Origin of the sequence: Shinella sp. G-2, from assembly GCF_050172695.1 — a bacterium.
Classification (GTDB): Bacteria; Pseudomonadota; Alphaproteobacteria; order Rhizobiales; family Rhizobiaceae; genus Shinella.
Genome location: NZ_JBBEYH010000029.1, coordinates 21,407 through 45,133, shown reverse-complemented (window position 1 = coordinate 45,133; position 23,727 = coordinate 21,407). Strand labels below are relative to the sequence as shown.

At 65.2% G+C, this 23,727-nt stretch carries 25 protein-coding genes and 1 tRNA gene; 5 read left to right on the top strand and 21 right to left on the bottom strand.

Annotated features, from left to right (window positions below; all coding sequences use genetic code 11):
- The 4 genes from tig to V8U06_RS25890 all read right to left on the bottom strand — a co-directional run bounded on the left by tig (position 1) and on the right by V8U06_RS25890 (position 3,568).
- Positions 1-1,470 (bottom strand): trigger factor, encoded by a 1,470-nt coding sequence (gene tig / locus V8U06_RS25905; RefSeq protein WP_226919260.1) that lies wholly within the window; start codon positions 1,468-1,470, stop codon positions 1-3.
- 179 nt (positions 1,471-1,649) lie between these two features.
- Positions 1,650-1,734 (bottom strand) — tRNA-Leu (locus tag V8U06_RS25900).
- Positions 1,735-1,871: 137 nt separating this feature from the next.
- Entirely contained in the window at positions 1,872-2,462 is a 591-nt protein-coding gene (locus tag V8U06_RS25895) for a GDYXXLXY domain-containing protein (protein WP_427143125.1), read from the bottom strand.
- 2 nt (positions 2,463-2,464) lie between these two features.
- The gene (locus V8U06_RS25890) at positions 2,465-3,568 is read right to left on the bottom strand and encodes a DUF2157 domain-containing protein (protein WP_427143124.1); all 1,104 of its coding nucleotides are present in this window, start codon (positions 3,566-3,568) and stop codon (positions 2,465-2,467) included.
- A 988-nt stretch (positions 3,569-4,556) separates the two neighbouring features.
- Here V8U06_RS25890 and V8U06_RS25885 point away from each other — a divergent pair.
- From V8U06_RS25885 to trmFO, 3 genes are all read left to right on the top strand, one after another.
- Entirely contained in the window at positions 4,557-4,700 is a 144-nt protein-coding gene (locus V8U06_RS25885; protein ID WP_226919264.1) for a DUF1127 domain-containing protein, read from the top strand.
- A 326-nt stretch (positions 4,701-5,026) separates the two neighbouring features.
- Positions 5,027-5,170: a DUF1127 domain-containing protein gene (locus V8U06_RS25880; protein WP_119258352.1), complete on the top strand. Its 144-nt coding sequence runs from the start codon at positions 5,027-5,029 to the stop codon at positions 5,168-5,170.
- Between the two features lie 154 nt (positions 5,171-5,324).
- Entirely contained in the window at positions 5,325-6,734 is a 1,410-nt protein-coding gene (gene trmFO, locus V8U06_RS25875; protein WP_427143123.1) for a methylenetetrahydrofolate--tRNA-(uracil(54)-C(5))-methyltransferase (FADH(2)-oxidizing) TrmFO, read from the top strand.
- Positions 6,735-6,753: 19 nt separating this feature from the next.
- On the opposite strand, the gene V8U06_RS25870 is transcribed toward trmFO, so the two are convergent.
- The 5 genes from V8U06_RS25870 to yajC all read right to left on the bottom strand — a co-directional run bounded on the left by V8U06_RS25870 (position 6,754) and on the right by yajC (position 11,503).
- A complete protein-coding gene (locus tag V8U06_RS25870; RefSeq protein WP_226919266.1) occupies positions 6,754-7,206 on the bottom strand; it encodes a hypothetical protein in 453 nt (150 codons plus the stop codon).
- A 117-nt stretch (positions 7,207-7,323) separates the two neighbouring features.
- On the bottom strand, positions 7,324-8,178 hold the full coding sequence (locus tag V8U06_RS25865; RefSeq protein ID WP_427143122.1) for a phytoene/squalene synthase family protein: 855 nt from the start codon (positions 8,176-8,178) through the stop codon (positions 7,324-7,326).
- 14 nt (positions 8,179-8,192) lie between these two features.
- Positions 8,193-8,579, bottom strand: coding sequence for an Mth938-like domain-containing protein (locus V8U06_RS25860; RefSeq protein WP_226919268.1), 387 nt, complete (start codon positions 8,577-8,579; stop codon positions 8,193-8,195).
- Entirely contained in the window at positions 8,572-11,079 is a 2,508-nt protein-coding gene (secD, locus tag V8U06_RS25855; protein ID WP_427143121.1) for a protein translocase subunit SecD, read from the bottom strand. Before secD ends, V8U06_RS25860 begins: the two co-directional genes overlap by 8 nt.
- A 91-nt stretch (positions 11,080-11,170) precedes the next feature.
- Positions 11,171-11,503: a preprotein translocase subunit YajC gene (yajC, locus tag V8U06_RS25850; protein ID WP_427143120.1), complete on the bottom strand. Its 333-nt coding sequence runs from the start codon at positions 11,501-11,503 to the stop codon at positions 11,171-11,173.
- A gap of 168 nt (positions 11,504-11,671) precedes the next feature.
- Here yajC and V8U06_RS25845 point away from each other — a divergent pair, with 168 nt between their 5' ends.
- Positions 11,672-12,553 (top strand): ATP-binding protein, encoded by an 882-nt coding sequence (locus V8U06_RS25845; RefSeq protein ID WP_427143119.1) that lies wholly within the window; start codon positions 11,672-11,674, stop codon positions 12,551-12,553.
- A gap of 51 nt (positions 12,554-12,604) precedes the next feature.
- Here the strand turns inward: V8U06_RS25845 and V8U06_RS25840 are convergent, their stop codons facing one another.
- Entirely contained in the window at positions 12,605-12,910 is a 306-nt protein-coding gene (locus tag V8U06_RS25840; RefSeq protein WP_226919272.1) for an NIPSNAP family protein, read from the bottom strand.
- 100 nt (positions 12,911-13,010) lie between these two features.
- Entirely contained in the window at positions 13,011-13,442 is a 432-nt protein-coding gene (locus tag V8U06_RS25835; RefSeq protein WP_427143118.1) for a rhodanese-like domain-containing protein, read from the bottom strand.
- Between the two features lie 64 nt (positions 13,443-13,506).
- Here V8U06_RS25835 and ftrA point away from each other — a divergent pair, with 64 nt between their 5' ends.
- Positions 13,507-14,538, top strand: a complete 1,032-nt coding sequence (gene ftrA / locus V8U06_RS25830) for a transcriptional regulator FtrA (RefSeq protein WP_427143117.1) — start codon at positions 13,507-13,509, stop codon at positions 14,536-14,538.
- Between the two features lie 60 nt (positions 14,539-14,598).
- On the opposite strand, the gene V8U06_RS25825 is transcribed toward ftrA, so the two are convergent.
- The 10 genes from V8U06_RS25825 to scpB all read right to left on the bottom strand — a co-directional run bounded on the left by V8U06_RS25825 (position 14,599) and on the right by scpB (position 23,711).
- Positions 14,599-16,146 carry a peptidoglycan DD-metalloendopeptidase family protein gene (locus tag V8U06_RS25825; protein ID WP_427143116.1) on the bottom strand — a complete coding sequence of 516 codons (1,548 nt, stop codon included), beginning with the start codon at positions 16,144-16,146 and terminating at the stop codon, positions 14,599-14,601.
- A gap of 151 nt (positions 16,147-16,297) precedes the next feature.
- Positions 16,298-16,924, bottom strand: coding sequence for a biotin biosynthesis protein BioC (locus V8U06_RS25820; RefSeq protein ID WP_427143115.1), 627 nt, complete (start codon positions 16,922-16,924; stop codon positions 16,298-16,300).
- Positions 16,925-17,194: 270 nt separating this feature from the next.
- The gene (locus tag V8U06_RS25815; protein ID WP_427143114.1) at positions 17,195-17,851 is read right to left on the bottom strand and encodes a protein-L-isoaspartate(D-aspartate) O-methyltransferase; all 657 of its coding nucleotides are present in this window, start codon (positions 17,849-17,851) and stop codon (positions 17,195-17,197) included.
- Positions 17,848-18,618: a 5'/3'-nucleotidase SurE gene (surE, locus tag V8U06_RS25810; protein WP_427143113.1), complete on the bottom strand. Its 771-nt coding sequence runs from the start codon at positions 18,616-18,618 to the stop codon at positions 17,848-17,850. The genes V8U06_RS25815 and surE overlap by 4 nt, the downstream gene beginning before the upstream one ends.
- Before the next feature lie 13 nt (positions 18,619-18,631).
- The gene (serS, locus tag V8U06_RS25805; RefSeq protein WP_427143112.1) at positions 18,632-19,915 is read right to left on the bottom strand and encodes a serine--tRNA ligase; all 1,284 of its coding nucleotides are present in this window, start codon (positions 19,913-19,915) and stop codon (positions 18,632-18,634) included.
- A 64-nt stretch (positions 19,916-19,979) separates the two neighbouring features.
- Positions 19,980-20,810, bottom strand: a complete 831-nt coding sequence (tatC, locus tag V8U06_RS25800; RefSeq protein ID WP_427143111.1) for a twin-arginine translocase subunit TatC — start codon at positions 20,808-20,810, stop codon at positions 19,980-19,982.
- Positions 20,807-21,577 carry a Sec-independent protein translocase protein TatB gene (gene tatB / locus V8U06_RS25795; protein ID WP_427143110.1) on the bottom strand — a complete coding sequence of 257 codons (771 nt, stop codon included), beginning with the start codon at positions 21,575-21,577 and terminating at the stop codon, positions 20,807-20,809. The genes tatC and tatB overlap by 4 nt, the downstream gene beginning before the upstream one ends.
- Positions 21,578-21,627: 50 nt before the next feature.
- Positions 21,628-21,825, bottom strand: a complete 198-nt coding sequence (locus tag V8U06_RS25790) for a twin-arginine translocase TatA/TatE family subunit (protein ID WP_226919281.1) — start codon at positions 21,823-21,825, stop codon at positions 21,628-21,630.
- A gap of 33 nt (positions 21,826-21,858) precedes the next feature.
- The gene (locus V8U06_RS25785; protein ID WP_427143109.1) at positions 21,859-22,971 is read right to left on the bottom strand and encodes an ABC transporter ATP-binding protein; all 1,113 of its coding nucleotides are present in this window, start codon (positions 22,969-22,971) and stop codon (positions 21,859-21,861) included.
- 59 nt (positions 22,972-23,030) lie between these two features.
- On the bottom strand, positions 23,031-23,711 hold the full coding sequence (scpB, locus tag V8U06_RS25780; protein ID WP_427143108.1) for an SMC-Scp complex subunit ScpB: 681 nt from the start codon (positions 23,709-23,711) through the stop codon (positions 23,031-23,033).
- Positions 23,712-23,727 lie beyond the last annotated feature (16 nt).

Genomic DNA, 23,727 nt, shown 5'->3' with positions numbered 1-23,727 from the left:
TTATTCGGCGTCGCCTTCAGCGGCCTTCTTCTTGGCCGGGGCCTTCTTCTTCGGAGCGGCTTCTTCGCCTTCCGCAGCTTCAGCCTTGGCGGCCTTCTTCTTCGGCGCCTTCTTGGCGTCCTTGTCGGCGCCGTCTTCGTCGTCGGCGAGCAGTTCGTCCTTGGAAACGGTCTTGTCCGTTACCTTGATTTCGCCGAGCAGGTGATCGACGACCTTCTCTTCAAAGATCGGTGCGCGGAGCGAAGCTGCGGCGCCCGGGGTCTTCTGGAAGTAGTCGATGATCTGCTTTTCCTGGCCCGGGAACTGGCGGAGCTGCTGGAAGAGCGACTGCTGCATTTCTTCGTCCGTTACCTGGACGCCGGCCTTTTCGCCGATTTCCGAGAGAACGAGGCCGAGGCGGACGCGGCGTTCGGCGAGCTTGCGATATTCTTCGCGCGCGGCTTCTTCCGTCGTGTCTTCGTCAGCGAAGGTCTTGCCCGACTGGGCGAGGTCCGTGTTGATCTGGCGCCAGATGTTCTCGAACTCGGCGTCGACCAGGCGCTCCGGCGTGTCGAACTTGTACATCTCGTCGAGCTGGTCGAGGATCTGACGCTTGACCTTCTGGCGGGTGACCGAGCCGTACTGGCTTTCGATCTGGCCACGGACGATTTCGCGCAGCTTGTCGGCCGATTCGAGGCCGAGCTTGGTGGCGAGGTCGTCGTTGATCTCGATGTCGGCGGCGCCGGCGACGTCCTTGACGTTGATGTCGAAGGTGGCTTCCTTGCCGGCGAGGTTCGCAGCCGGGTAATCGGCCGGGAAGGTGACGGTGATGACCTTCTCGTCGCCAGCCTTCAGGCCGACGAGCTGCTCTTCAAAGCCCGGGATGAAGCGGTTGGAACCGAGAACCAGTTCTGCGTCCTCGTCCTTGCCGCCGTCGAAGGCAACGCCGTCGACCTTGCCGAGGTAGTCGATGGTGACGCGGTCGCCGTTGGCGGCCTTGCCCTTCTTGGTTTCGTAGGTGCGGGCGCTTTCGGCGATCTTCAGGATCTGCTCGTCAACTTCCTTGGCGTCGATCTCGACGACTTCGCGGGTGACGGCGATGCCGGAATTGTCCTTCAGCGCGATGGCCGGAATGACTTCGTAGGACAGGGTGAACTCGAAATCGGCTTCGCCGTTGAGGATCTTTTCCGCTTCGGCCTGGTCTTCGGTCATCGCGACTTCCGGCTGCGTAGCGGACTTTTCGCCGCGCTCGGAGAGAATCGCCGACGGGCGTTCGCGGACGATCTCGTTGACGAGTTCGGCCATGACGGACTTGCCGTACATCTTCTTCAGATGGGCGAAGGGCACCTTGCCCGGACGGAAGCCGTTGATGCGGACACGGCCCTTCACGTCCTCAAGACGCTCGTTCATCTGAGCTTCCATGTCCTTGGCCGAGATAACGACCTTGATTTCGCGCTTCAGCCCTTCAGCGAGCGTTTCGATAACCTGCATGTTCAAACCTTCATTTCGAGTTGGCGGTGCTCAAACCGGCCTGCCGGTTATGGCGAGCACCCCGCCGGTCCATTTGCCGGCAGTGGCTTTACTGAATTCGGTGGCCTTTTGGCAAGCAAAATGGCGCGCTGAAATGCTCCACGCCACGCGGAACGCTCAGTTTCCGCGTTTGGTGGCTCTGGTGCGGGTAGAGAGACTTGAACTCCCACGCCTTGCGGCACCAGAACCTAAATCTGGCGTGTCTACCAATTTCACCATACCCGCGTCTCAGAAACCCTTTTGCCACGGGCGGCCGGGCCGCTCCCATGGCGCCTTCCGAGCGCGGCGTCTCTATATCACCCGTTTTCGGCGGATCAAAGGAAAAATGCGCGGCAAACCCGCCCTTTCCCGGCCTTTTGGGCTCAATAGAGCGGTTCGTCGTAAACGGGCTCGCCCCTGAGGACGAGGCGGGCGATCTGCGGCGTGCCATCCTTCGAGACGCGCGCCTCCACTTCCAGCTCTTCCTGGTTGCGGCCGTCCTCCAGCACTTTGCCCTCGCCTTCCGGCACGTAATAGCGCTCGATGCCGTATTCGACGAAGAATGTATCGGGCAGGCCGCCGGCGACGGAGGTGTAGAAATCGAGCGGCAGGGTGCGCAGCACGACGCTGCCCTCCTGAGGGGCGAGCGCGCCGAAGCTCGCCTCCGTCGCGGTCCACAGCCCGTCGGCGCCGGGCTTCAGGCGCACGTTGAGGCGCGCGCGCGTTCCGCCCTGCGGCATCTCGCCTGTCACGATGGATTTCGAAATGGTGGAGATCGGGTAGGACAGGATCACATAGTCGCCACGCAGCAAGTCGCGCGGATCGACCGGCAGGGTCTTCAGCTTGATATCGGCGCCATTGCGCAGGATCGAGGCGCGGCTTTCGACCATATAGCCGATGACGGCGGTCTGCAGCGCCGCGGCGATGATGGCGGCGGCGACCGGCGGGAGACGGAACAAGCGGGATGCGGTCATGGTCAGGCCTCCGCCCTGGTTTCAGACTTGGCGAGGCGCCGCTCCAGCACGATCACTGCCCAGGCGATCAGCGCCACGACGAGACCGGAGATGAGGAAGAAGCCGGATGTGCCGATGATCGAGCCGATCGTCTCCGAAGCGAGATAGAGCGTTTCGGCGGCGAAGATGGCATAGCCGAGATAGCGCACCGCGCCGTTCTCCTTGCCGGAGAGAACGATGCCGACGATGGCCGCGCCGAGCGTGACGATGCCGATGAACAGCCGGTCCGCAACGCCGCCGAATTCGGCATGCAGCGCCATGAGGCCGAGCATCAGCACGAGATAGGCATAGAAGGCGGGCGCAGCGCCTGCGCTGCGGGCCAAGGCATGAAGCGGCGATTGCGGCACGGCGGCCAGGAGATAGGCGATGGCGCCGAAGGACGCGATGGCGATGGCCGTCGTGCGCGTCTCGTTCTCTCCATAGATATAGGCAAGCCAGGCGACGAGCAGCAGATAGGCAAGATGCCGGACGCGGTCGGCGCCGGTGTAGCGCACCAGGAGGATGATGATGACGGCCATCAGCGGCATCAGCCAGAAGAGAACCGTCTCGTCGGCATTGGAAGACTGCGTCCAGTCGAAGCCCGCGACGGCGAAGGCGAGAAAACCGGCAATCGCCGTGACCGCGCCGGAGCGGAAGAGCGCGGCGGCCGCGACGGCGCCGGCGAACCAGACGAGCATCGCCTGGAACGTATCGCCCGACAGGTGATACATCTGCCCGACCAGCGCGATGGCGCCGCCGAAGGCGAGCGTGCCGAGCACAAGGAAGGCGGCCGCCAGTCGCTCGGCGCCGCGCTGAATGAGCACGCCGCCCGCAAGATAGGCGCCCCAGATCAGCCCGACGATGCCGACGAGCCGCACGAGGCGCGGGATCGCGTCCCAATTGGCAGCGACGAGCAGCAGCACGGCGGCCGACAGGAGCAGCGCCGCGATGATCATCAGCACGCGGCCAAGGCTGAAGGAGCTTTCGCGGGAATCGTATTCCTTCAGCAGACGCCCGGCCGTTCCGGCATCGATCAGGCCCTGCGTCGTCCAGAGTTTGAGGTCGCGCTCCAGCCTGCCCCTGTACATTCGTTTCGCTCCGCTTGGCTTTGCAAGTCCGCCGGATCGAATCCGGTCTCGTCAGCAGGAACGATAGAGGACGGCGAGAAATTCGCAATTGCCGTGAAATTCCTCGGAAATCCGCGAGGCAAGGATATGTACAGGAAGTTTACTAATACGTACCTTACACAACCTGGATAGGGAGACATGCACAAGGCGCATGCCATCCATGCTCATATTGCACTGCACAAAACCGCGAATCCCGCTATTCTGCGGTCATCGGATCAAAAGCGATCCAGCCCCGAAGCAAGGCGCCTTACCGGACGCGGCCGACGGGCAAGGGAATTGGTCGAACGCCCGGCATGATGCCGAAAGACCCGATGTTCCGGCAACGGAGATCGACAGAATTCGGAGCGACGCACTCCTCCTCCCAGCGTCCCTCCGATAGGATTGGCAACACTCCTCCTCCCAGTTGCCAATCGCCATTATGACGCCCGCTGGATCTCCTCCCCCAGCGGGCGTTATTTTTTGCGCTGCACGCCGCCTTTCGCCCATCGATCGCGCAATCGGCCCCTTCCTCCTCCCCGACGCATGCCGCCTGCGCATGGGTGCCATTCGCATCCCGCGCTACAGATGCAGGCCGAGGCGAGCTATGTTGGCTTCATCGATCGGGCGACGATCTTCTCCTCCCTCGTCCCCGACAGGATTGGCGGCCCCTCCTCCTCCCAAGCCGCCGATCGAAATTGAAAAGCCCGCCGGATCTCCTCCCCCGGCGGGTTTTTCTTTTGCGCCGCACCAATCCCTCAGCGCATAACAATCTTAACCTTTGTGGCCAAAAGCTGGAAATTTGACCAGAATTTCGCCCAAATTTATGCTTGACATGCGCCAATTGCATAGGTGCCCTGCTATAGCAGCGCTGTTCTTTTTTGCGGCGCAGCGTATATTCCCCATCAACAGATCAGGGCGGCGCCAAGGATGAGCGGCCGCTCAGTACGAAGCCCAAGAAAGGGGTATAGACATGAACCTGGCACGCTCTTTCAACAACTGGCGCAAGTATCGTCAGACGGTCAGCGAACTCGGCCGCATGACGGACCGTGAACTGCGCGACCTCGGCATCGGCCGCAGCGATATCCCTTACATCGCTCGCAAGGCTGCCAAGTAAGCCGATCGATCCTTTCGGATGATTTTCAAACGCCCTTCGGTTTTGCCGGAGGGCGTTTTCGTTTCTGCTCGTCTTTTTGCGGCGCACAATGTCGCAATTTCTTATTCGCGACAAAACAGCTCATTTGGAAGGCATCGGAAAGCCGCGCCTATCCACCTGAAATAAAGGCGCTTTTGATGTTTTTGGCGCCATTGTGGCGGCCTTATTGCACAAATGCATAGCAGCTGCATCTTCTTTGCACTGCACACTAATAGACAGTTCGCGTATACAGGCGTCACGAACCGGTGAGACAGACCTCCCGGCCAAACACTTCGAGGAAGACGACCATGAACCCGATCCGCATTGCAAAGAACTGGATTTCCTACCGCCGCACCCTGAACGAACTCGGCAACCTGTCGAACCACACGCTCTCGGACATCGGCCTGACCCGTTACGACATCCGTGACATCGCTTCGCGTTCGTTCCGCTAAGACATAGCCGGTTTCCGCCGCTGCGGCCGGAAACGGCGACGCGCGAGGAACGCTTCAAACGGCACCATGAGGGTGCCGTTTTTGATTCTGGGCATAGCAAGTCCCGCCGCGCTTTTCCTTGGAATGCGCCGGCCGCCATGGTAACGAACCGCCCATGACCCAGACCTCTTCCCAAAGCCCCATCCATGTCATCGGCGGCGGCCTTGCCGGCTCAGAAGCCGCCTGGCAGATCGCCGAGAGCGGCATCCCCGTCATCCTGCACGAAATGCGCGGCGTGCGCGGCACGGATGCCCACAAGACGGACGGCCTTGCCGAACTCGTCTGCTCCAACTCCTTCCGCTCGGACGACGCCACCAGCAATGCCGTCGGCGTGCTGCACGCCGAAATGCGCCTTGCCGGTTCGCTGATCATGCGCTCGGCCGATGCCAACCAGGTGCCGGCCGGCGGCGCGCTCGCCGTCGACCGCGACGGCTTTTCCGTCGCCGTGACCGCCGCGCTGGAAAACCATCCGCTGATCACCATCACCCGCGAGGAAGTGACGGGCCTGCCGCCGGAGGACTGGGACCAGGCGATCATCGCCACCGGCCCCCTCACCGCGCCTTCGCTCGCCGAAGCCATCCAGGCGCGCACCGGCGCCGATTCGCTCGCCTTCTTCGACGCCATCGCGCCCATCGTGCACACGGCCAGCATCGACATGGACACCTGCTGGTTCCAGTCACGCTACGACAAGGTCGGCCCCGGCGGCACGGGCAAGGACTATATCAACTGCCCGATGGACGAAGCGCAGTACAATGCCTTCATCGACGCGCTCATCGCCGGCGACACGACGGGCTTCAAGGAATGGGAAGGCACGCCCTATTTCGACGGCTGCCTGCCGATCGAGGTGATGGCCGAGCGCGGCCGCGAGACACTGCGCCACGGGCCGATGAAGCCCATGGGCCTCACCAATGCGCATAACCCGACGGTCAAGCCCTACGCGGTCGTGCAGCTGCGCCAGGACAATGCCCTCGGCACGCTCTACAACATGGTCGGTTTCCAGACGAAGCTGAAATACGGCGCGCAGGCGGAGATCTTCCGCCTCATTCCCGGCCTTGAAAACGCGGAATTCGCCCGCCTCGGCGGCCTGCACCGCAACACCTATATCAATTCCCCGACGCTGCTCGATCCGTCGCTGGCGCTGAAGGACCGGCCGGGCCTGCGCTTTGCCGGGCAGATCACGGGCTGTGAAGGCTATGTGGAAAGCGCCAGCATCGGCCTTCTCGCCGGCCGCTTCGCCGCCGCCGAGCGCCGCGGCGAGACGCCGTCGCTGCCGCCGGAAACCACGGCCTTCGGCGCGCTGCTGACCCATATCACCGGCGGCCACATCGTTTCCGACGACGAGCCGGGCAAACGCTCCTTCCAGCCGATGAACGTCAATTTCGGCCTGTTCCCGCCGCTGGAACCGGGCACGCTGACCAAGCCCGAGGGCATGAAGCGCTTCCGCGGCAAGGACAAGGCGCTCGCCAAGAAGCAGGCGACCGCCGCCCGCGCGCTGGAAGACTGCGCCCGCTGGCTGGGCCGCTGATTGCCGGAAAATCCGCCGGTCAGCTCGGCTGACCGGCGACCTCGGCCCTGCCGGAGAGATTCGGCCTGAAGCTGCCGAGCAGCCAGAGCGAAACCTCTGCCGCCTTCTTCTCATTTGCGAATTCGAACGTGCCGCCCTCGAAGGAGGCATCGGTGAACTGTACGGTCAGCCGCTTCGGGCCGGCGCTGGACACGCGCACCGTGCCCGGCTCGATGAGGTGGCAGGTATAGTGATGGCCATGGGCATGCATGCAGCCGGCCTTGCCGTCATGCAGGCGCAGGAACACGGTGCGGCCGTTCGTGGTGGCGATCATCTCGCGGATCGCCTCCTCGGGAAATGCCCGGCCGAATTCGAGGATGGCAAGGCCAGCGTCCTCGCCGGCCAGTTCAGGCGCCTCGCTCCGCGTGCGGAAACTCTGGCGGAAGATCAGGCCGGCCACCAGCAGGCAGGCGATGGTGATGGTCCAGAGCATCGGCTCCACTCCTCCACGAAAAACGTCCCGTCGCTGTAGCCGACAAGGCTTGCGCCAGTTTTGCGTCCCGTCAAGCACCGGCCGCAAACATGCATAACGCTTTGCCGCCGGCCGGCCTCAGAACGGCCCGCGGCGCGCGGCGCGCCACATCCACCATTGCCGCCGCCACTGCGCCGGCACGAGGGAGCGTTCGAGGCAATCGGCCCCCGCCTTTTCCGCCGCATCGAGGATATGCGGCACGAGCGCGACCGGCAGGAAGGCCGGGCGATTCGCCGGCGCAACGCCGCCGACGCGCTTCGCCTTGGCGAAATGCTCGCGGCCGAGGCCGACAAAGGCCTCGATGGCGCGCGCCGCGGCGGCCCTGTCGTCGCCGGCAAGCAGCGCTTCGGGCGTAAGACCGGTCGCGGCGAGAAGATCGGCCGGCAGATAGACCTGGCCGCGCCGGCGGTGGATCGGCAGCATCAGGAGCAGGCCGGCGACCGTCTGCGCCACGCCGGCATGGCCGGCAGCCTCGGCGGATTTCGGCGCGCCCTGCGGGTCCAGAATGAGGCTTGCGAGCTGGATGAGCGCCGAGGCGGTTTCGCCGGCATAGCCTTCCAGCGCCGCCCGGCTTTCCATCGGGTCGTTGTAGACGTCGAAGATGCGCGCCTCGGTCATGTCGGTCAGCACGGCAACGGGCAGCCGGTGCTCCCTGACGCAGGCCATGAGGCCGACGGCGAGCGGATTGGCGGATGCATCGCCCTCCGCCGTGCCTTCCAGCACGTCGCGCCACCATTGCAGGCGGATTTCGCCGGGCAGCGCCTCGCGCACCACGTCGCGCACGCGGGCGATCTCGGCATGGAAGGCATAGAGCGCGGCAAGCGCGCCGCGCTTTTCCGGCGGAGCGAGAAGGCAGGCGAGATAGCGGTCGCGATCGGTATCGCGGAGCACCGTCAGGCCATGCGCATAGGGATCGGTTTTCGGATCGGTCACGAGAAAAACCGGCTTCAAACGGCGATGAGCGCGGCGGCGACCGCCCGGCTCTCGGCCAGCATGACATTGAACGTGCGCACGGCGGCGCCCGTGCTCATCGGATCCGAACGGATGCGACGCTCCGTCAGCGCCGCCTTTATTTCGGGCGGCAGGGGGCGGATTTCCTTGCCGGTGCCGACGAGCAGCACCTCGATCTCGCCCGCCTCGTCCAGCACGCGCTGGAGATCGGCGACGGTCAGCGGCGCGCCCTCTTCCTTGTCCCAGCCGTGAATGCCCGAGGGCAGGCAGAGGATGGAGCCGCGGTGCGACATGTCGGCGAAACGGAAGCCGCCATTGCCATATGCGTCGATCGGCGCACGTCCGGGGAAATGCGCCTCCCGGATTTCGATGCCCTTAGCCATTGTTTCCTGTTGCCTCCGGCGCCGTCCCCGCGCCGCCCTTGCCCGGGCGGTAGCGCTCCGGCCTGAGGCGGAACAGGATGAGGATCGGTCCGGCAATGTAGATAGAGGAGATGGTGCCGATCGCCACCCCGAAGAGCAGCGTCAGCGCGAAGGTGCGGATCGCCTCGCCGCCGAAGACGGCAAGCGCCGCGAGCGCGATCAGCGTCGTCGCCGAGGTGAGGACGGTGCGCGAAAGGGTGCGGTTGATGGCGTCGTCAATGAGGATGGGCAACGGCATCTGCTTGAAATGCCGGAGATTCTCGCGGATGCGATCGTAGACCACCATCGTGTCGTTCAGCGAATAGCCGGCGACCGTCAACAGGGCCGCGACGGCGCTGACGTTGAACTCGATGTCGGCGATGGCGAGGAAGCCGAGCGTGAAGAAGACGTCATGGGCGAGCGCGATCACCGCGCCGATGGCGAAATGCCACTCGAAGCGGATCCAGATGTAGGCGACGAGCGCCAGGAGACCGGCGACGAAGCCGAGCGTGGCGGTGTCGATCAACTCCCCCGAAATGGCCGGGCCGACCACTTCGACGCGGCGGAAGTCGTAGGCGTCCTCAAGCTCGCCGCGCGCCACGAGCACGGAGGTCTGTTCGGCATTCTCGCCCTCGCCCTGCGAGGTGAGCCGCACCAGCGCCCGGCGCGGATCGCCATGGGTGTCGACGTCGAGAACCTCGATGCCGGCATCGGCCAGCCGCGCGGCAATGTCGAAGAGATCGACCTCGCCGGATTTCGCCTGGATCTCGACGGCAGCGCCGCCGGTGAAGTCGATGCCGAGCCGCAGTTCGCCGAGCGTCAGCAGGCCGGCAATCACCAGCGACAGCACGGCCGTCGCCAGGAACACCACGTTGCGCACCGCCATGAAGCGCAGGTTGAGCCGGTCGAACAGGCCCGTGCGCACGCCCTTCGGCAGATGCGTCGCGTGGCTGCGGCCGAGCCAGGCGCGCACGAGGCCCTGCGTCAGCGTGAAGGTGGTGAAGAGCGTGGCCAGAAGACCGATGCCGACGGCAAGCGCGAAGGCCCGCACCGGCGCGGCCGACAGCACGAAAAGCACCGCCACGGCGATCAGCATGGTGGCGGAGGCATCGAGCACGGTGGCGCGCGCCCGGCCGAAGCCGATGGCGATGGCGTCACGCAGCGAGCGGCCCTTGGTGGTTTCCTCGCGGATGCGCTCGAAGATCAGCACGCTGGCATCGACCGCAAGACCGACCGTCAGCACGACACCCGCGATCATCGACAGCGAGATCGGCACGCCGATCAGCGCCAGCGCCGCGAAGGTGATCAGCACGTTGAAGAACAGCGAGAAGGAGGCGATGACGCCGAGCACGCCGTAGAACAGCGTCATGAAGGCGACGACGGCGGCGACGGCAACGACGAGGGCGAGCAGCACGGTGCCGACCGAGGTCGTGCCGAGGGCCGGCTCGATGGAGCGCTCCTCGATGATGGTGAGCGGGGCCGGCAGCGGGCCGCTCGCGACGATGCGCGCGATGTTCGCCGCCCCCTCCGCGTCGAAATCACCGGAAAGGCGGCCGACGCCATCGGTGATGGCGCCCTTGATATCGGAGGTGGAGATGACCTGGCCGTCGAGCAGGATGGCGATGGTGCGGCCGCTGTTTTCCCGCGTGAAGGCGGCGAGCCGCTCGGCGGCATCCCCCTTCAGCACGAATTCGATGAAGGGTTCGCCATTGGCGGCGGGCTGGGCGGAGGCGACATCCACGGCGGTGAAGAGGTCGTCCTTCTTCACGAGATAGCCGACGGGCGGCTCGCCGGTGGAATAGAGCACTTCGGACCCGGCCGGCGCGCCGTCCTCGATGGCCTGGTTGACCGGCATGCTGTTGTCGACCAGCCGGGCGGAGAGCCGGCCGACCTGCGCCAGCATGTCCTTGACGCGCTGCGGATCGGTCAGGCCCGGCATGGAGACGACGATGCGGTCGCGCTCGCCGCGCGCCACCAGCAGCGCGGGAATATCGAGGCTTTCGACGCGGCGGCGCACGGCATCCACGGCGCCGAGCGAAGCGGCGCTGGCCGCCTCTTCGACGGCGGATGCCGGCAGGACGATGCGGAACTGGCCGCCCGCGGGTTCGCTGAGCGTACCGAGGCCAAGACCCGTCAGGGTCTGGCGCGCCGCGTCGATGCGGTCGGCGGCCGTGACGGTCACGTCGATCGTGTCTTCCGCGCCATTGAGATCGCCATAGGGAACGGCGGCGGCGCGCAGCGCGTTGCCGATCGTCTCGACGCCGGCGCGCAGCCGCTCGTCGGCGATATCGGTGCGGGAGACCTGAAGGACGAGGCGCGAGCCGCCGGTAAGGTCGAGGCCCGGAACGAGGCGGTGCGAGGCCAGCCAGTCCGGCAGGCCATTTGCCATGCGCGCCGGCACGAGGCTCGGCAGGATGACAAGAAGGCTCGCCACCAGGGCGAGCCAGACGAGGAGGGTTTTCCAGCGGGCGGAGTGCTGCATCGCGGTCTCGACTTCGGTCCGGCGTGGCGCCGGCTGAAAACCAGTCGGGCCGCCAGGCCGAGCGTATCCTCGGCCGAGCGGCAGGCCAAGCTTATTCCTTGACGGGTTCGCCCTTGACGCGGACTTCGCTGATGCCGCTGCGCGCGACGCGTACCTTTACGCCTTCGGCGATTTCGACTTCCAGTTCGCTGTCGTCGACGACCTTGGTGACCTTGCCGACGATGCCGCCGCCCGTGACGACCTGGTCGCCGCGACGGATGTTCTTCAGAAGCTCTTCGCGACGCTTCATGGCAGCACGCTGCGGACGGATGATGAGGAAGTACATCACCACGAAGATCAGCAGGAACGGCATGACAGTCATGAAAATGTCTGCGCCTGGCCCGCCGGGTGTCGCGGTCTGGGCGAAGGCCTCGGTAATGAACATCAGCTACTCCTTGAAATCTTGAATTTGCGCGGCCTGAGGGGCCATTTCGGTTGCCGGAATATAGGCAAGCAGGCCTCGAATGCAACACACGAGACCGCGAACCGCTCGTTTTTCAAGCGCTTTCCCCCTTTTCGCCACCGGCCGGCGCATGCTACCCGGCAGGAAGGCATGAGGAGACAGACATTGCAGGAAGATCACGTCACGCTTCTGCTGGCCGAAATCGGCCGCATCACCGCCGCGCTGGAACGCCTCGCCGGTCCTGCGCCCGCCGTCAACGACTGGGCCGCCGCCGACGTTTTCGTCTGGTCGCCCGCGCGGCTGCACGCCCAGCCCGTCAAGCGCCCGAATCGCATCGACATCGGCCTCATCCGCGGCGTCGACCATGTGCGCGACATCCTCGTCGACAACACCGTGCGCTTCGCACGCGGCCTGCCGGCCAACAACGTGCTGCTGTGGGGTGCGCGCGGCATGGGCAAGTCGTCGCTGGTCAAGTCCGTGCATGCGCTGGCCGCGCAGGAGACCGGGAGCGGCCTCAAGCTCATCGAGGTCCACCGCGAGGACATCGCGACGCTGCCGCTGCTGCTGGACGTGCTGAAGGACGTGCCCTTCCCCGTCATCATCTTCTGCGACGACCTGTCCTTCGACCATGACGACACGTCCTACAAGTCGCTGAAGGCGGCGCTGGACGGCGGCGTCGAAGGGCGGCCGGACAATGTGCTGCTCTACGCCACCTCGAACCGCCGGCACCTTCTGCCGCGCAACATGATCGAGAACGAGCAGTCGACGGCGATCAATCCGTCCGAAGCCGTGGAAGAGAAGGTTTCGCTTTCCGACCGTTTCGGCCTCTGGCTCGGCTTCTACAGGTGCAGCCAGGTCGAATATCTCGAGATGATCGACGGCTACGCCGCCCATTTCGGTCTCGACCTGCCACAGGAGCAGTTGCATGCGGAAGCCCTGGAATGGGCCACGACGCGCGGCTCGCGCTCCGGACGCGTCGCCTGGCAATATGTCCAGGACGTCGCCGGCCGCCTCGGCAAGGCGCTCAGGTAATCGAAAGCCGGCCCGAGGGCCGGCTTTCTTGTTTCAGGAAAATACTGGTTTTCAGGAAAAAACGGGGCGCAGGAAGCTGCGCTCGAAGCTGATGATGCTGCGGTTGCGCTTGTCCATGTCGTAAGCGGCGATGCATTCGGGATCGCTCGCCATGCGGGTGCGATAATCCTCGTAGGCAGCAAGGCTCGGGAAGCTGAACAGCGCGAATGCGATGTTGTTCGCCCCCTCGCTCGGCAGGAAATAGCCGTGATGCGTGCCGCCCATGCGATTGACGATGGGAATCCACGCCCGGGCATAGAGCTCGAATTCCTCCAGCTTGTGCGGATCGATGACGTAGCGAAGATAACAGGTGATCATTGGGGGCTCCCGTGTTGGTTTGCGCGACTGTTTCAGATTCGCCCGCAGGACGGCAGGGTCGCAATCGCCGGCAGAGGCCACCGCGTGAAGCCCTCCTTGCTCATTCGGCGGCGACCGCAAGCAGGCTTCCCGGCGCGGCGCCCGCCGCAAAGGGCAATCCTTCGTCGGCCCAACCGGTGACGCCGCCGATCATGATCTTCACCGGACGACCGAGACGGGCAAGCTTCAGCGCCGCCTGGTCCGCGCCGTTGCAATGCGGGCCGGCGCAGTAGACGACGAACAGCGTTTCTTCGGGCCACTCGGCCATGCGCTCCGCGCTGATCTGGCGGTGCGGGAGGTGCAGCGCGCCCGGCACGTGCTGCCGGGCGTAGGCCTCCGGCGAACCGATGACATGCAGCAGAACGAAATCCGCGTCGCCCGCCCGGAGCGCGGCGGCGACATCCGAGCAATCGGTCTCGACGGAAAGGCGCCTGAGAAAATGTTCGGCGGCGACGGCGGGGGATGCGGGGGCGTAATCGGTGACGAAGCTCATGGCTCTCTCCTGTTGCGATGAGAGAGATGTAGCCGCTTCGCGCGCCGGCTTGCAGATGGCATGATTGACATATAAGCTCAAGATCATGCCAAATCCGCTCGCGCTCCTGCCGCTCGCCAATTCCCTGGTCGTCGCCATCGCCTATGACCGGCTCTGCACCTTCGAGTTCGGCATCGCGACCGAGATCTTCGCCCTTCCTCGGCCGGAAATGGGCGAGAATTGGTATCGCTTCGCCGTCGCCGGCGTCGATGCGGGCGAAATGCGCGCGGCCGGTGGCCTGCGCTTTGCGGTCGACGGCGGGCTGGAGCTCCTGGCCGAGGCCGGCACCATCGTCATTCCCGGCTGGCGCGGCGTCGATGCGCCGGTGCCGGATGCGCTCGTCACTGCGCTCAAGGCCGCCCATGCCCGCGGCGCGCGCATTCTCTCCTTCTGCTCCGGCGCCTTCGTGCTCGCCGCCGCCGGCCTGCTCGACGGGCGGCGGGCCACCACCCATTGGCGCTATACCGAGGCGCTGACGACGCGGCATCCGGATATCGACGTCAGCCCAGACGTGCTCTATGTCGATGCCGGCACGGTGCTGACATCGGCGGGTACGGCGGCCGGGCTCGACCTGTGCCTGCATCTCATCCGCCGGGATTTCGGCACGGAGGCCGCCAATCGTGTCGCACGCCGCCTCGTCATGCCGGCGCATCGCGATGGCGGACAGGCGCAGTTCATCACGCAGGTCGTGCCGCGCGCCCATGAAAGCGGCCGGCTCGGACCGCTGCTCGATCATATGCGGGAAAATCTCGGCGCCGACCACACCGTCGCGGCGCTCGCCCGCCGGGCCGGCATGAGCGGGCGCACCTTCCTGCGCCGCTTCGAATCAGCGACCGGCATGACGCCTGCCCGCTGGCTGCTGGCCCAGCGGCTCGGCAAGGCGCGCGACCTCCTGGAGGAGACTAGCGCCTCCGTCGAGGAGATCGCCGCGCTTTCGGGCTTCGGCACGACGGGCACGCTCCGCCACCACTTCCGCCTTCACCTCGCGACGACGCCCGCCGCCTATCGCGACGCCTTCGGCAAGCGGGCGGCAAACAACGAGGCAAGTCACCAATGACAAACGGGCGGCTCCGAAGGGAACCGCCCGCGCAGGATTTCAGAGTGGGCCTCTCGAGGCCTATTCGAGGAAGGTCATCGGGTTAACCGGCGTCGCGTTCTTGCGCACCTCGAAGTGCACCTTCGGACGGGTGGCGTTGCCGCTCATGCCCGAGGTCGCGACCGTCTGGCCACGCTGGATCTTCTGGCCGCGCTGCACGCTGAGGTCGCCGGCATGGCCGTAGACCGTGACGGTGCCGTCGTCATGGCGCACCAGAACCGCGTTGCCGAGTTCCTTCAGGCTGCTGCCGGCATAGATGACCACGCCGTTCTCAGCGGCCTTGATCGGCGTGCCCTCGGGAACGGAAATGTCGATGCCGTCGTTGCGGTTGCCTTCGACATTGGCGCCGTAGCCGGCGATGACCGCGCCGCGCACCGGCCAGCGATACTTGCCGATTCCGGTGGATTCGGGCGCTTCGTCGGTCACGTCGGATTTCTCCGCGACTTCCGTCACCGTCTTCACCGGCGCCTTGTAGGATTCCGGCTTCTTCTCGGCCGTCTCGACCTTGGTTTCCTTCTTGACCGGAACGGAGGCCGTTACGGTCTTGTCGGTCGTCGTCTCGCCCGCCGTGCCGCCGGCCGGGATGACGAGCTTCTGGCCGATGCGGATCGAGGCCGTCTCAAGGCCGTTCGCCTTCTTCAGCGCATCGACGGAAACGCCGTTGCTGCGCGCGATCTTGGCGAGCGAATCGCCCGTCTTGACTTCGTAGCTGCCCTTGCCCTTGCCTTCGCCGATCTCGGCGAGGTTGGTGTTCGCCTGACCGCTCTCCGACTTGACCTTGTCCCGCGTCGCGGTGCCCGGAAGGATGGCGACGTTCTGCTCGCCCTTGCGTTCCGGCGTCGGCAGCTTGTTGTCGGCCTTCAGCGTGTTGTCGGCCGAAGCCTTGGCGCTGCTCGCCGTGGTGCTGAAGGTCGGGATGATGATCTTCTGGCCCGGCTCGGCGTCCGAAGCGCGCTTCAGGCCGTTGGCGGCGAGGATTTCCTTTTCCGGCACGCCGTAGCGGTTGGCGAGCGTCTTCACGCTTTCGCCCTGGCGCAGCATGACGACGGGCGCATTGCGGGTCGACCAGCCGGCCTTGCCCTTGACCGTCGCGGTGGTGAGGCTGTCCGTCTCCTCGACGATGGCCTTCGCCTTGCGCTGCGGCAGTTCCTGGCCGAGCGAAGCCTGGCGGTCGGTTACCTGGCCGACCGTCGGATCGGAAAGCTCGCCGCGCTGGACGCCCATGGACCGCGTGCCGGAGCCCGTGGTGGACGTGTTGATCGGATCGTAGGAGACCGCGCCCTGATCGGGGAATGGCTGGTTCAGCGCCTCGTTGCGCGAGCCCATCTGGTTTGCCGATGCAAACTGCTGGCCGTTGCCGATATCGCCGCGCGGCACGGGATTGGTGCCGCCGAACAGCGTGCGGCGCGGAACCGAGCTGGTCGTGATATTATCCTGGTCGGAACTGGAGAAAAGACCGCCAAACCGCGAAGCGTCCGAGCTGCACCCGGTCGCGACACTGGCCAGCAGGGCAGCCGCCATAAGGCGGGTCGCGGTCCTACCAAAACTCGGCGATACACTCTTACGCATGAGACAACCCAATCGGTACGCTACTTGATATGGGATGATTAAAGCGCGTTAGAGTTACCGCCCGGTTAAAGTCGGGCGGTCCGCCGTGTCTTTTTGATGAATTGATAACCATGGTGCGCGCGCACCGTGGCGAAACGAGGACTGAAGTGCCTCAGAAACCGATGGAATACATGCTGTCGGCGCGCGAGATGCGGCCGCTGACACGGGCGACGTTTTCGAGATCGCCGGCGCTCGGCTGGAAGATTGCCGAAATGGGCGTCGCGCGGCGCGCATTGCGCTCGCCGGTCTCGCTACCGTTTTCAAGGGCAGCGTCCGGTGCAGACATGTCGAGCGCGCTTTCATTATACGCGATGGCGCGCAGCGCCGCGATGGCGGGCTCGCGCGTGCCGGCATAGCGGGAGCTGCGCTGGTCCTGCGCCGGCATGCTGTCGAAATATTCGATATAGGCGCGGTAGTAGGCCTTGCGGTCGCCCTCGTCGAGGAAATGGCCGTAGGCGGCGTGCTCGCGCTGTTCGAGCGCCGACGTGTCGAGATTGTTGCGTTCCGCCTCGGTAAGCGCAGGCTGACTGTAAGCCGTCTCTTCCTTGGCGACGCTGAGAACCAGCAGCGCGTCGACCGAAAGGCCGACATGCAGGGACGGGTCGGAACTGCCGCCCGCAAGATGCGCGGTCGAGACAGCCTCGGCATTCTCCTCGGCGCCCTTGCCGGCAGCCTTCGTCGCGAGATACGCGAGGCTGTCGCTGGTGGAACCGCTGGCGATCCTGTTCGAGACGTTCATTTTCCTCTCCATCGGAACGGCCGAACCGTCTGGAAAACCGGCGTTCTGCGTGGAACCTTCTGCTTCGTCTCCGGCCTACGCTGCGAAGCTTGCGCGAAGCTTGCGTAAGTTAACAAAAGGTTAACGCGCTGTATTTGCGAGCGAAATTCACCCACCGCGTGCAGAGCAGATGCGGGAAGCCTCTGGATTTGCGGACAAAAACAGCAGGGACTCAGCGGGCGCGCGGCCTGCCGGGTTGAAAAAACGGTGCGTGAAGGGTGCTCGGAGGGCCTAGAGAGCCTCGGCCATCTGCGGGACGATGGGCAGATAGGGCACGGCGAAGAGGTCTTCGCGGTCGAAGCGGCTGCCGGTCTTGACCAGCTTCAGCATGCGACACTCGGTTTCGCTGACCATGACGGGGGCGATCAGCATGCCGCCGGAGACGAGCTGTTCGGCGAAGAAGCGCGGCAGGGCCGGAAAGGCCGTCGTGACGAGGATGCGGTCGAAGGTCCCCTCGCCCGGCATGCCGTTGCTGCCATCGGCCTGACGCACGATGACGTTGCGGATGGCGGCCTTCTCGATGGACTGCTGCGCATTGGTGACCAGCGTGCGGTAGCGATCGATGGTCAGCACGCGCTCCGTCATGCGGCCCATGACGGCGGCGGTGAAGCCGCTGCCGGTGCCGACCTCGAGGATGCGCTGCCCGGCCTTGAGATTGAGAAGGTGCAGCAGCCGCACCGCAAGGTCGACGCCCTCGATGAAGGAGCCGCAATCGAGCGGCAGCAGGCGGCTGGAATAGGCCTCACCGGCAAATTGCGGCGGCACGAAGAGCGTGCGCGGCGTCTGCTCGACGGCCGTGAGCAGGTCGAGATTGTTGATGCCCTCGCCGCGCAGGCGCAGCGCCAGCGCGGCAAAACCTTCCTTCTCGATCACCCGCCCCGTGTTCAATCGTCACCCTTTGCGCCAAGCGCGCGCTGCACGCGGTCCAGCACGGTGTAATCCGTCAGGTCGAGCTTCAGCGGCGTCACGGAAATCTTGTGGTTCTTCACGGCATGGATATCCGTGCCGGCGCGGAAGTCGCCCTTCCGCTCGCCGAAGCGCAGCCAGTAATAGGGGAAGCCGCGGCCATCCTGACGCTCGTCGATCGTCAGGCCGAAATCCAGTTTGCCCTGGCTCGTCACCTCGACGCCCTGAAGGTCGGAGGGCGCGCAATTGGGGAAGTTCAGGTTGAAGAACGTCCAGTCCGGCAGCTCCACATCCATCAGCTGGCGGATGAGCTTCGGCGCGAAGGTCTCGGCGACCTCCCACGGCACGACGCGGCCGCCGGCATGATTGTAGGCCTGGCTCAGCGCCATGGACTTGATGCCCTGCAACGTGCCTTCGATGGCGCCGGCAATGGTGCCGGAATAGGTGACGTCGTCGGCCATGTTGGCGCCGGCATTGACACCCGACAGCACGAGGTCCGGCTTCCTGTCGAGCACTTCGCGCACGCCCATGATCACGCAGTCGGTGGGCGTGCCGCGCAGCGCATAGCGCTTGTCGTCGATCTTGCGCAGGCGCAGCGGCTCGGAAAGGGTCAGCGAATGCGCAAGGCCGCTCTGGTCGGTCTCCGGCGCGACGACCCATACGTCGTCGGTCAGTTCGCGGGCGATCCGCTCGAGGGCCGCGAGGCCCTCGGCATGGATGCCGTCGTCATTGGTCAGGAGAATGCGCATGTCGTTTCCCGCCTCAGGCAGCTTTCTCGATCTTCTTCAGGCCGCCCATATAGGGCAGCAGCACGTCCGGCACGGTGATCGAGCCATCGGCATTGAGGTAATTTTCCATGACCGCGATCAGCGCGCGGCCGACGGCCGTGCCCGAACCGTTGAGGGTGTGCACGAACTTCGTCGCCTTGTCGTCCTTGCCGCGGTAGCGGGCATTCATGCGGCGGCCCTGGAAATCGCCGCAGACCGAGCAGGACGAGATTTCGCGGAACGTATCCTGGCCGGGCAGCCAGACTTCGAGATCGTAGGTCTTGCGGGCGCCGAAGCCCATGTCGCCCGTGCACAGCGTCATGACGCGGTAGTGCAGGCCGAGGCGCTTGAGGATTTCCTCGGCGCAAGCCGTCATGCGCTCGTGCTCGTCGACCGCGCTTTCGGCGTCGGTGATCGAGACCAGCTCGCATTTCATGAACTGGTGCTGGCGCAGCATGCCGCGCGTGTCTCGGCCGGACGAACCGGCTTCCGAGCGGAAGCACGGCGTCAGCGCGGTGAAGCGCAGCGGCAGCTTCTCCTGTTCCAGGATTTCCTCGCGAACGAGATTGGTGAGCGAGACTTCCGCGGTCGGGATCAGCCAGCGGCCGTCCGTGGTGCGGAAGAGGTCTTCGGAAAATTTCGGAAGCTGGCCGGTGCCGTACATGGCGTCGTCGCGCACCAGGAGCGGGGCATGGACTTCCGTATAACCATGATCCTGCGTGTGCGTGTCGATCATGAACTGGCCGAGGGCGCGTTCCAGGCGGGCGAGCTGGCCCTTGAGCACGGTGAAGCGCGAGCCGGCGATCTTCGCGGCGGCCTCGAAGTCCATGTAGCCGAGCGCTTCGCCGATCTCGTAGTGCTCCAGCGGCTTGTGGTTCCAGCCGGGCTTCTTGCCCCAGGTCAGCTTCTCGACATTGCCCGTCTCGTCTGCGCCGACCGGCACGTCGTCGAAGGGAATGTTCGGGATGCGCGACAGGGCATCGTTGAGCTCGGCGGTGACCTGACGCTCTTCTTCCTCGGCGGCGGGGAGCTGGTCCTTGATGGCCGAGACTTCCGCCTTCAGCTTTTCGGCAAGCTCCGTGTTCTTGCTCGCCATCGCCGCGCCGATCTCCTTGGAGGCGGCGTTGCGGCGCGACTGCATGTCCTGCGCCGTCTGGATGACGGCGCGGCGCTTCTCGTCGAGGTCGATCAGCGTCCTGGCAAGGGGACTGGCGCCGCGCTTTGCAAGGGCGGCGTCAAGGGCGTCGGCGTTGTCGCGGATCCATTTGATATCAAGCATAGTCGTTCCAGGCGTTCCGTGGATGAAGACCCGTCGACGCCCGGCAGCGACCCGCCGGCAGGCCTCATTCGGCCTCGCCCGGTGTTGCAGCGACCTCGTTTTCCGCATCCTGCGCGTTCGAGGCGCTCGCCCGCTGCCGTTCGATGAGTCGGGCCGTATAGATGGAAATCTCGTAGAGAAGGATGGCCGGCAGTGCAAGGCCGATCTGGGACACCGGATCGGGCGGCGTCAACACGGCAGCCACCACGAAGGCGATGACGATCGCATATTTGCGCTTGTTGGCGAGCGCCTTCGAATCGATGAAGCCCGCACGCACGAGCAGCGAGGAGACGACCGGAAGCTGGAAGACGAGGCCGAAGGCGAAGATCAGCGACATGATCAGGCCGAGATATTCGGAGACCTTCGGCAGAAGCTGGATCGAGACCTGCCCCTCGCCGCCGCCCTGTTCCATGGCGAGGAAGAACCACATGACCATGGGCGTGAAGAAGAAATAGACCAGCGCCGCGCCGATGAGGAAGAGGATGGGCGAAGCGATCAGGAACGGCAGGAAGGCGGATCGTTCGTTCTTGTAGAGGCCCGGCGCCACGAACTTGTAGACCTGCTGGGCGATGACCGGGAACGCGATGACCAGCGCGCCGAACATGGCGACCTTGATCTGGGTGAAGAAGAATTCCTGCGGCGCCGTATAGATCAGCTCGACATTGCGATGGGTCAGCCCGGCCCAGCTCACGGCCCATTTGAAGGGCAGGACGAGCAGATTGAAAAGCTGCTTGGCGAAATAGAAGCAGACGAGGAAGGCGACGAAGAAGGCGCCGACCGCCCAGAGCAGGCGCTGGCGCAGCTCGATCAGGTGCTCGATGAGCGGCTGGGGCTTGTCTTCGAGATCGCCGCTCATGCGTCGCCCTTCTTGGTCTTGGCCGTCTTTGGCTTGATAGCGGCCTTCTCGGCCGCATTGGGCTTGATTGCGGCCTTCTCGGCTGCATTGGGCTTGGTCGCGGCCTTCTCGGCCGCGGGGGACTTGGCTACGGCCTTCTCTGCCGTTTTGGGCCTGACCGCAGCCTTGGCGGTCGCGGCCGTCGTAGTGGCGGCCTTCTCGACCGCAGGCGTCTGGACGGCGGTCTTTGCAGCTGCCTTCGTCGCCGTGGCCTTCGCCGCGGTCTCGGCCTTGCGGGGCTTTGTCACCTTCGCGCTATCGCCTTCGGCCTTCTTCTTCGCGGTCTTGGCGACCGGACCGGCCTTGAGCGGCACGGCGGCCACGGGCTCGGTGGAAGCGGGCGTCTGCGCCTTGGAGGGCACGGCGGCCGGCGTTGCGGAGACGCTGTCCGTCGGGGTGACGGCGGGCGTCTGCGTCGATGAGGCGTTCGTCGCCTTCTGGAGATCGGATTTGATCTCGTCGCCGATCTGCCGCAGCGGATTGACCGCATCGCGGATCGTGTTCAGCGGATTGAGCTTCTGCGCCTCGCCGATCGTCTTGCGCACGTCGTCGAGGTCGGCCTCGCGCAGCGCCTCGTCGAACTGCTGGCGGAAATCGCTCGCCATGCCGCGCATCTTGGACACCATGCGCCCGAACGTGCGCAACATCTGCGGCAGGTCCTTCGGACCCACCACGATGATCAGAACGATGGCGATGACGAGTATTTCGGTCCAGCCGACATCAAGCATAGGGTAATGTCCTCATGGGCCGCGAACCGCCGCGCGCGGCCAGACGCCGGTCACTTGACCTCGTCAGCCTTGTGCTCGACCGTCTTGCCGTTTTCGGCCGAAGCGGCTTCCTCGTCGGACATGCCCTTCTTGAAGTTCTTGATGCCCTTGGCGACATCACCCATCAGTTCCGGGATCTTGCCGCGCCCGAACAGCAGCAGCACAACCACCAGAACGATCAGCCAATGCCAGATGCTGAAAGAACCCATTCCCGTAACTCCCTTTGAAACCTGAACCCCGATTTAAGACGTTCGGCCGTCTTTTTCAAATACCAGTATGTCGCGGTGGTTAGCCGAAAGCGTGACGTCGCGCAATCCGGCAGCCAATTGATCCGCCCGCACACGCGCCCGAACCGGCCGGTCCGCGCCCGGTACGGCCAATTCCAGAAGCTCGACCACGCCAAGGAAACGCCGCGACAATATGCGCGCGGGAATGTCGCCGCCGGTTTCGAGCACCCTGAGGCCGGCAAGGCGGACGGCCACGCACACCTTCTGCCCATTGGTAAAGCCCGCGCCGTCGACATTGCCGAGCGGGGTTTCCACCACGCCGCCGCGCACATGGCCGGAAAATTCGTTGATCTCGGAGAAGAAGGCGGCGGCGAAGATGCTCTGCGGCTTGAGATACAGCTCTTCCGCCGTGCCCACCTGCACGAGGCAGCCATCCTTCAGCAGTGCGATCCTGTCGCCCATGCGCATCGCCTCTTCGGCGTCATGGGTGACGACGATGGCGCTGGCGCGCGACTGGCGCAGGATCGCCAGCGTGTCGGCGCGGATCGAATCCTTGAGGCGCGAATCGAGACCGGAGAACGGCTCGTCCATCAGCAGCACCGACGGGCGCGGCGCGAGCGCGCGGGCAAGCGCCACGCGCTGCTGCTCGCCGCCCGACAGCATGTGCGGAAACTTCTGGGCATAATGCGCAAGACCGACACGCTCGAGCGCCGCCTGCGCCTCCGCCTCGGCCTCCGCGCGCGGCAGGGCCGTCAGGCCGAAACGCACATTGTCGAGCACGGACATGTGCGGGAAGAGCGCGAAATCCTGGAACATCAGCCCGACGCCGCGCCGCTCTGGCGGCAGGAAAACGTCGGGGCCGGCGATCTCGCGGTCGTTGAGCAGGACGCGGCCGCTGGTCTGCGCCTCGATGCCGGCGGCGATGCGCAGCAGCGTCGTCTTGCCGGAACCGGACGGGCCGAGCAGGCACAGCACTTCGCCGGGCTCGGCCGTCAGCGAGATGCCGCGGATCGTTTCCTTGTTGTGGTAGCTGTGATGGATGTTCTCGAAGGCAAGCCGTGCCGCGAAGGTCACCGCCGATGCCCGTCTCGTCTCGATACCGTTGGAGCCTGACGGGTCCGAAGCCATTGTGCCGAAGTCTTTCCCTGCCGCCGGTCTCGTGCCGACGGTCCTGCCATAAGCTTCGTCTATTCGTCTTCTTTTCCGCCCGGTGTCAAGAGACCGAGTTCTTCGAGGTCGAGCTGGGTGATGGGATCCTCGTCCTCCGCCAGTTCGTCCTCGCCGAGCGGCAGCGGCACCTGGAAGTTGGAGGGAATGCGGCCGGACAGGAGCCCTGCCCCCTTCAGCTCCTCGAGGCCCGGCAGGTCGCGCAGCTCCTCGAGGCCGAAATGATCAAGGAAATCCCTTGTCGTGCCGAAGGTTACGGGCCGGCCCGGCGAGCGGCGGCGGCCACGAAAACGCACCCAGCCGGCTTCCATCAGCACGTCGAGCGTGCCCTTCGAGGTCTGGACGCCGCGGATATCCTCGATCTCGGCGCGGGTGACCGGCTGGTGGTAGGCGATGATGGACAGCACCTCCAGCGCCGCGCGCGACAATTTGCGCACCTCGGTCTCGTCGGTGCGAATGACGAAGGACAAATCCGGCGCGGTGCGGAAGGCCCAGCTGTCGCCCGCCTGCACCAGCGTCACGCCGCGCCCGGCATAGAGCGCCTTCAAGTCGTGCATGACGTGCACCACGTCGACGCCGCGTGGCAGGCGGTCGGCGATATAGGCCTCGGAGACCGGACCGGCGGAGGCGAAGACCAGCGCCTCGGCAATGCGCGCAGCCTCGTGCAGGCGGCGCGGATCGACCACCGTTGCCTCTTCCATGACGCGCGCTCCCTCG

What these genes read in the sequence shown, in the direction of transcription:
- tatB (WP_427143110.1), bottom strand. Translation starts at nt 21,577, where the DNA reads ATGCTTGATGTCGGCTGGACCGAAATACTCGTCATCGCCATCGTTCTG.
- trmFO (WP_427143123.1), top strand. Translation starts at nt 5,325, where the DNA reads ATGACCCAGACCTCTTCCCAAAGCCCCATCCATGTCATCGGCGGCGGC.
- tig (WP_226919260.1), bottom strand. Translation starts at nt 1,470, where the DNA reads ATGCAGGTTATCGAAACGCTCGCTGAAGGGCTGAAGCGCGAAATCAAG.
- V8U06_RS25885 (WP_226919264.1), top strand. Translation starts at nt 4,557, where the DNA reads ATGAACCTGGCACGCTCTTTCAACAACTGGCGCAAGTATCGTCAGACG.
- V8U06_RS25890 (WP_427143124.1), bottom strand. Translation starts at nt 3,568, where the DNA reads ATGTACAGGGGCAGGCTGGAGCGCGACCTCAAACTCTGGACGACGCAG.
- V8U06_RS25895 (WP_427143125.1), bottom strand. Translation starts at nt 2,462, where the DNA reads ATGACCGCATCCCGCTTGTTCCGTCTCCCGCCGGTCGCCGCCGCCATC.
- V8U06_RS25880 (WP_119258352.1), top strand. Translation starts at nt 5,027, where the DNA reads ATGAACCCGATCCGCATTGCAAAGAACTGGATTTCCTACCGCCGCACC.
- tatC (WP_427143111.1), bottom strand. Translation starts at nt 20,810, where the DNA reads ATGAGCGGCGATCTCGAAGACAAGCCCCAGCCGCTCATCGAGCACCTG.
- V8U06_RS25820 (WP_427143115.1), bottom strand. Translation starts at nt 16,924, where the DNA reads ATGAACGTCTCGAACAGGATCGCCAGCGGTTCCACCAGCGACAGCCTC.
- serS (WP_427143112.1), bottom strand. Translation starts at nt 19,915, where the DNA reads ATGCTTGATATCAAATGGATCCGCGACAACGCCGACGCCCTTGACGCC.
- V8U06_RS25860 (WP_226919268.1), bottom strand. Translation starts at nt 8,579, where the DNA reads ATGGCTAAGGGCATCGAAATCCGGGAGGCGCATTTCCCCGGACGTGCG.
- scpB (WP_427143108.1), bottom strand. Translation starts at nt 23,711, where the DNA reads ATGGAAGAGGCAACGGTGGTCGATCCGCGCCGCCTGCACGAGGCTGCG.
- secD (WP_427143121.1), bottom strand. Translation starts at nt 11,079, where the DNA reads ATGCAGCACTCCGCCCGCTGGAAAACCCTCCTCGTCTGGCTCGCCCTG.
- V8U06_RS25835 (WP_427143118.1), bottom strand. Translation starts at nt 13,442, where the DNA reads ATGAGCTTCGTCACCGATTACGCCCCCGCATCCCCCGCCGTCGCCGCC.
- yajC (WP_427143120.1), bottom strand. Translation starts at nt 11,503, where the DNA reads ATGTTCATTACCGAGGCCTTCGCCCAGACCGCGACACCCGGCGGGCCA.
- V8U06_RS25840 (WP_226919272.1), bottom strand. Translation starts at nt 12,910, where the DNA reads ATGATCACCTGTTATCTTCGCTACGTCATCGATCCGCACAAGCTGGAG.
- V8U06_RS25870 (WP_226919266.1), bottom strand. Translation starts at nt 7,206, where the DNA reads ATGCTCTGGACCATCACCATCGCCTGCCTGCTGGTGGCCGGCCTGATC.
- V8U06_RS25825 (WP_427143116.1), bottom strand. Translation starts at nt 16,146, where the DNA reads ATGCGTAAGAGTGTATCGCCGAGTTTTGGTAGGACCGCGACCCGCCTT.
- V8U06_RS25785 (WP_427143109.1), bottom strand. Translation starts at nt 22,971, where the DNA reads ATGGCTTCGGACCCGTCAGGCTCCAACGGTATCGAGACGAGACGGGCA.
- V8U06_RS25845 (WP_427143119.1), top strand. Translation starts at nt 11,672, where the DNA reads ATGAGGAGACAGACATTGCAGGAAGATCACGTCACGCTTCTGCTGGCC.
- V8U06_RS25790 (WP_226919281.1), bottom strand. Translation starts at nt 21,825, where the DNA reads ATGGGTTCTTTCAGCATCTGGCATTGGCTGATCGTTCTGGTGGTTGTG.
- surE (WP_427143113.1), bottom strand. Translation starts at nt 18,618, where the DNA reads ATGCGCATTCTCCTGACCAATGACGACGGCATCCATGCCGAGGGCCTC.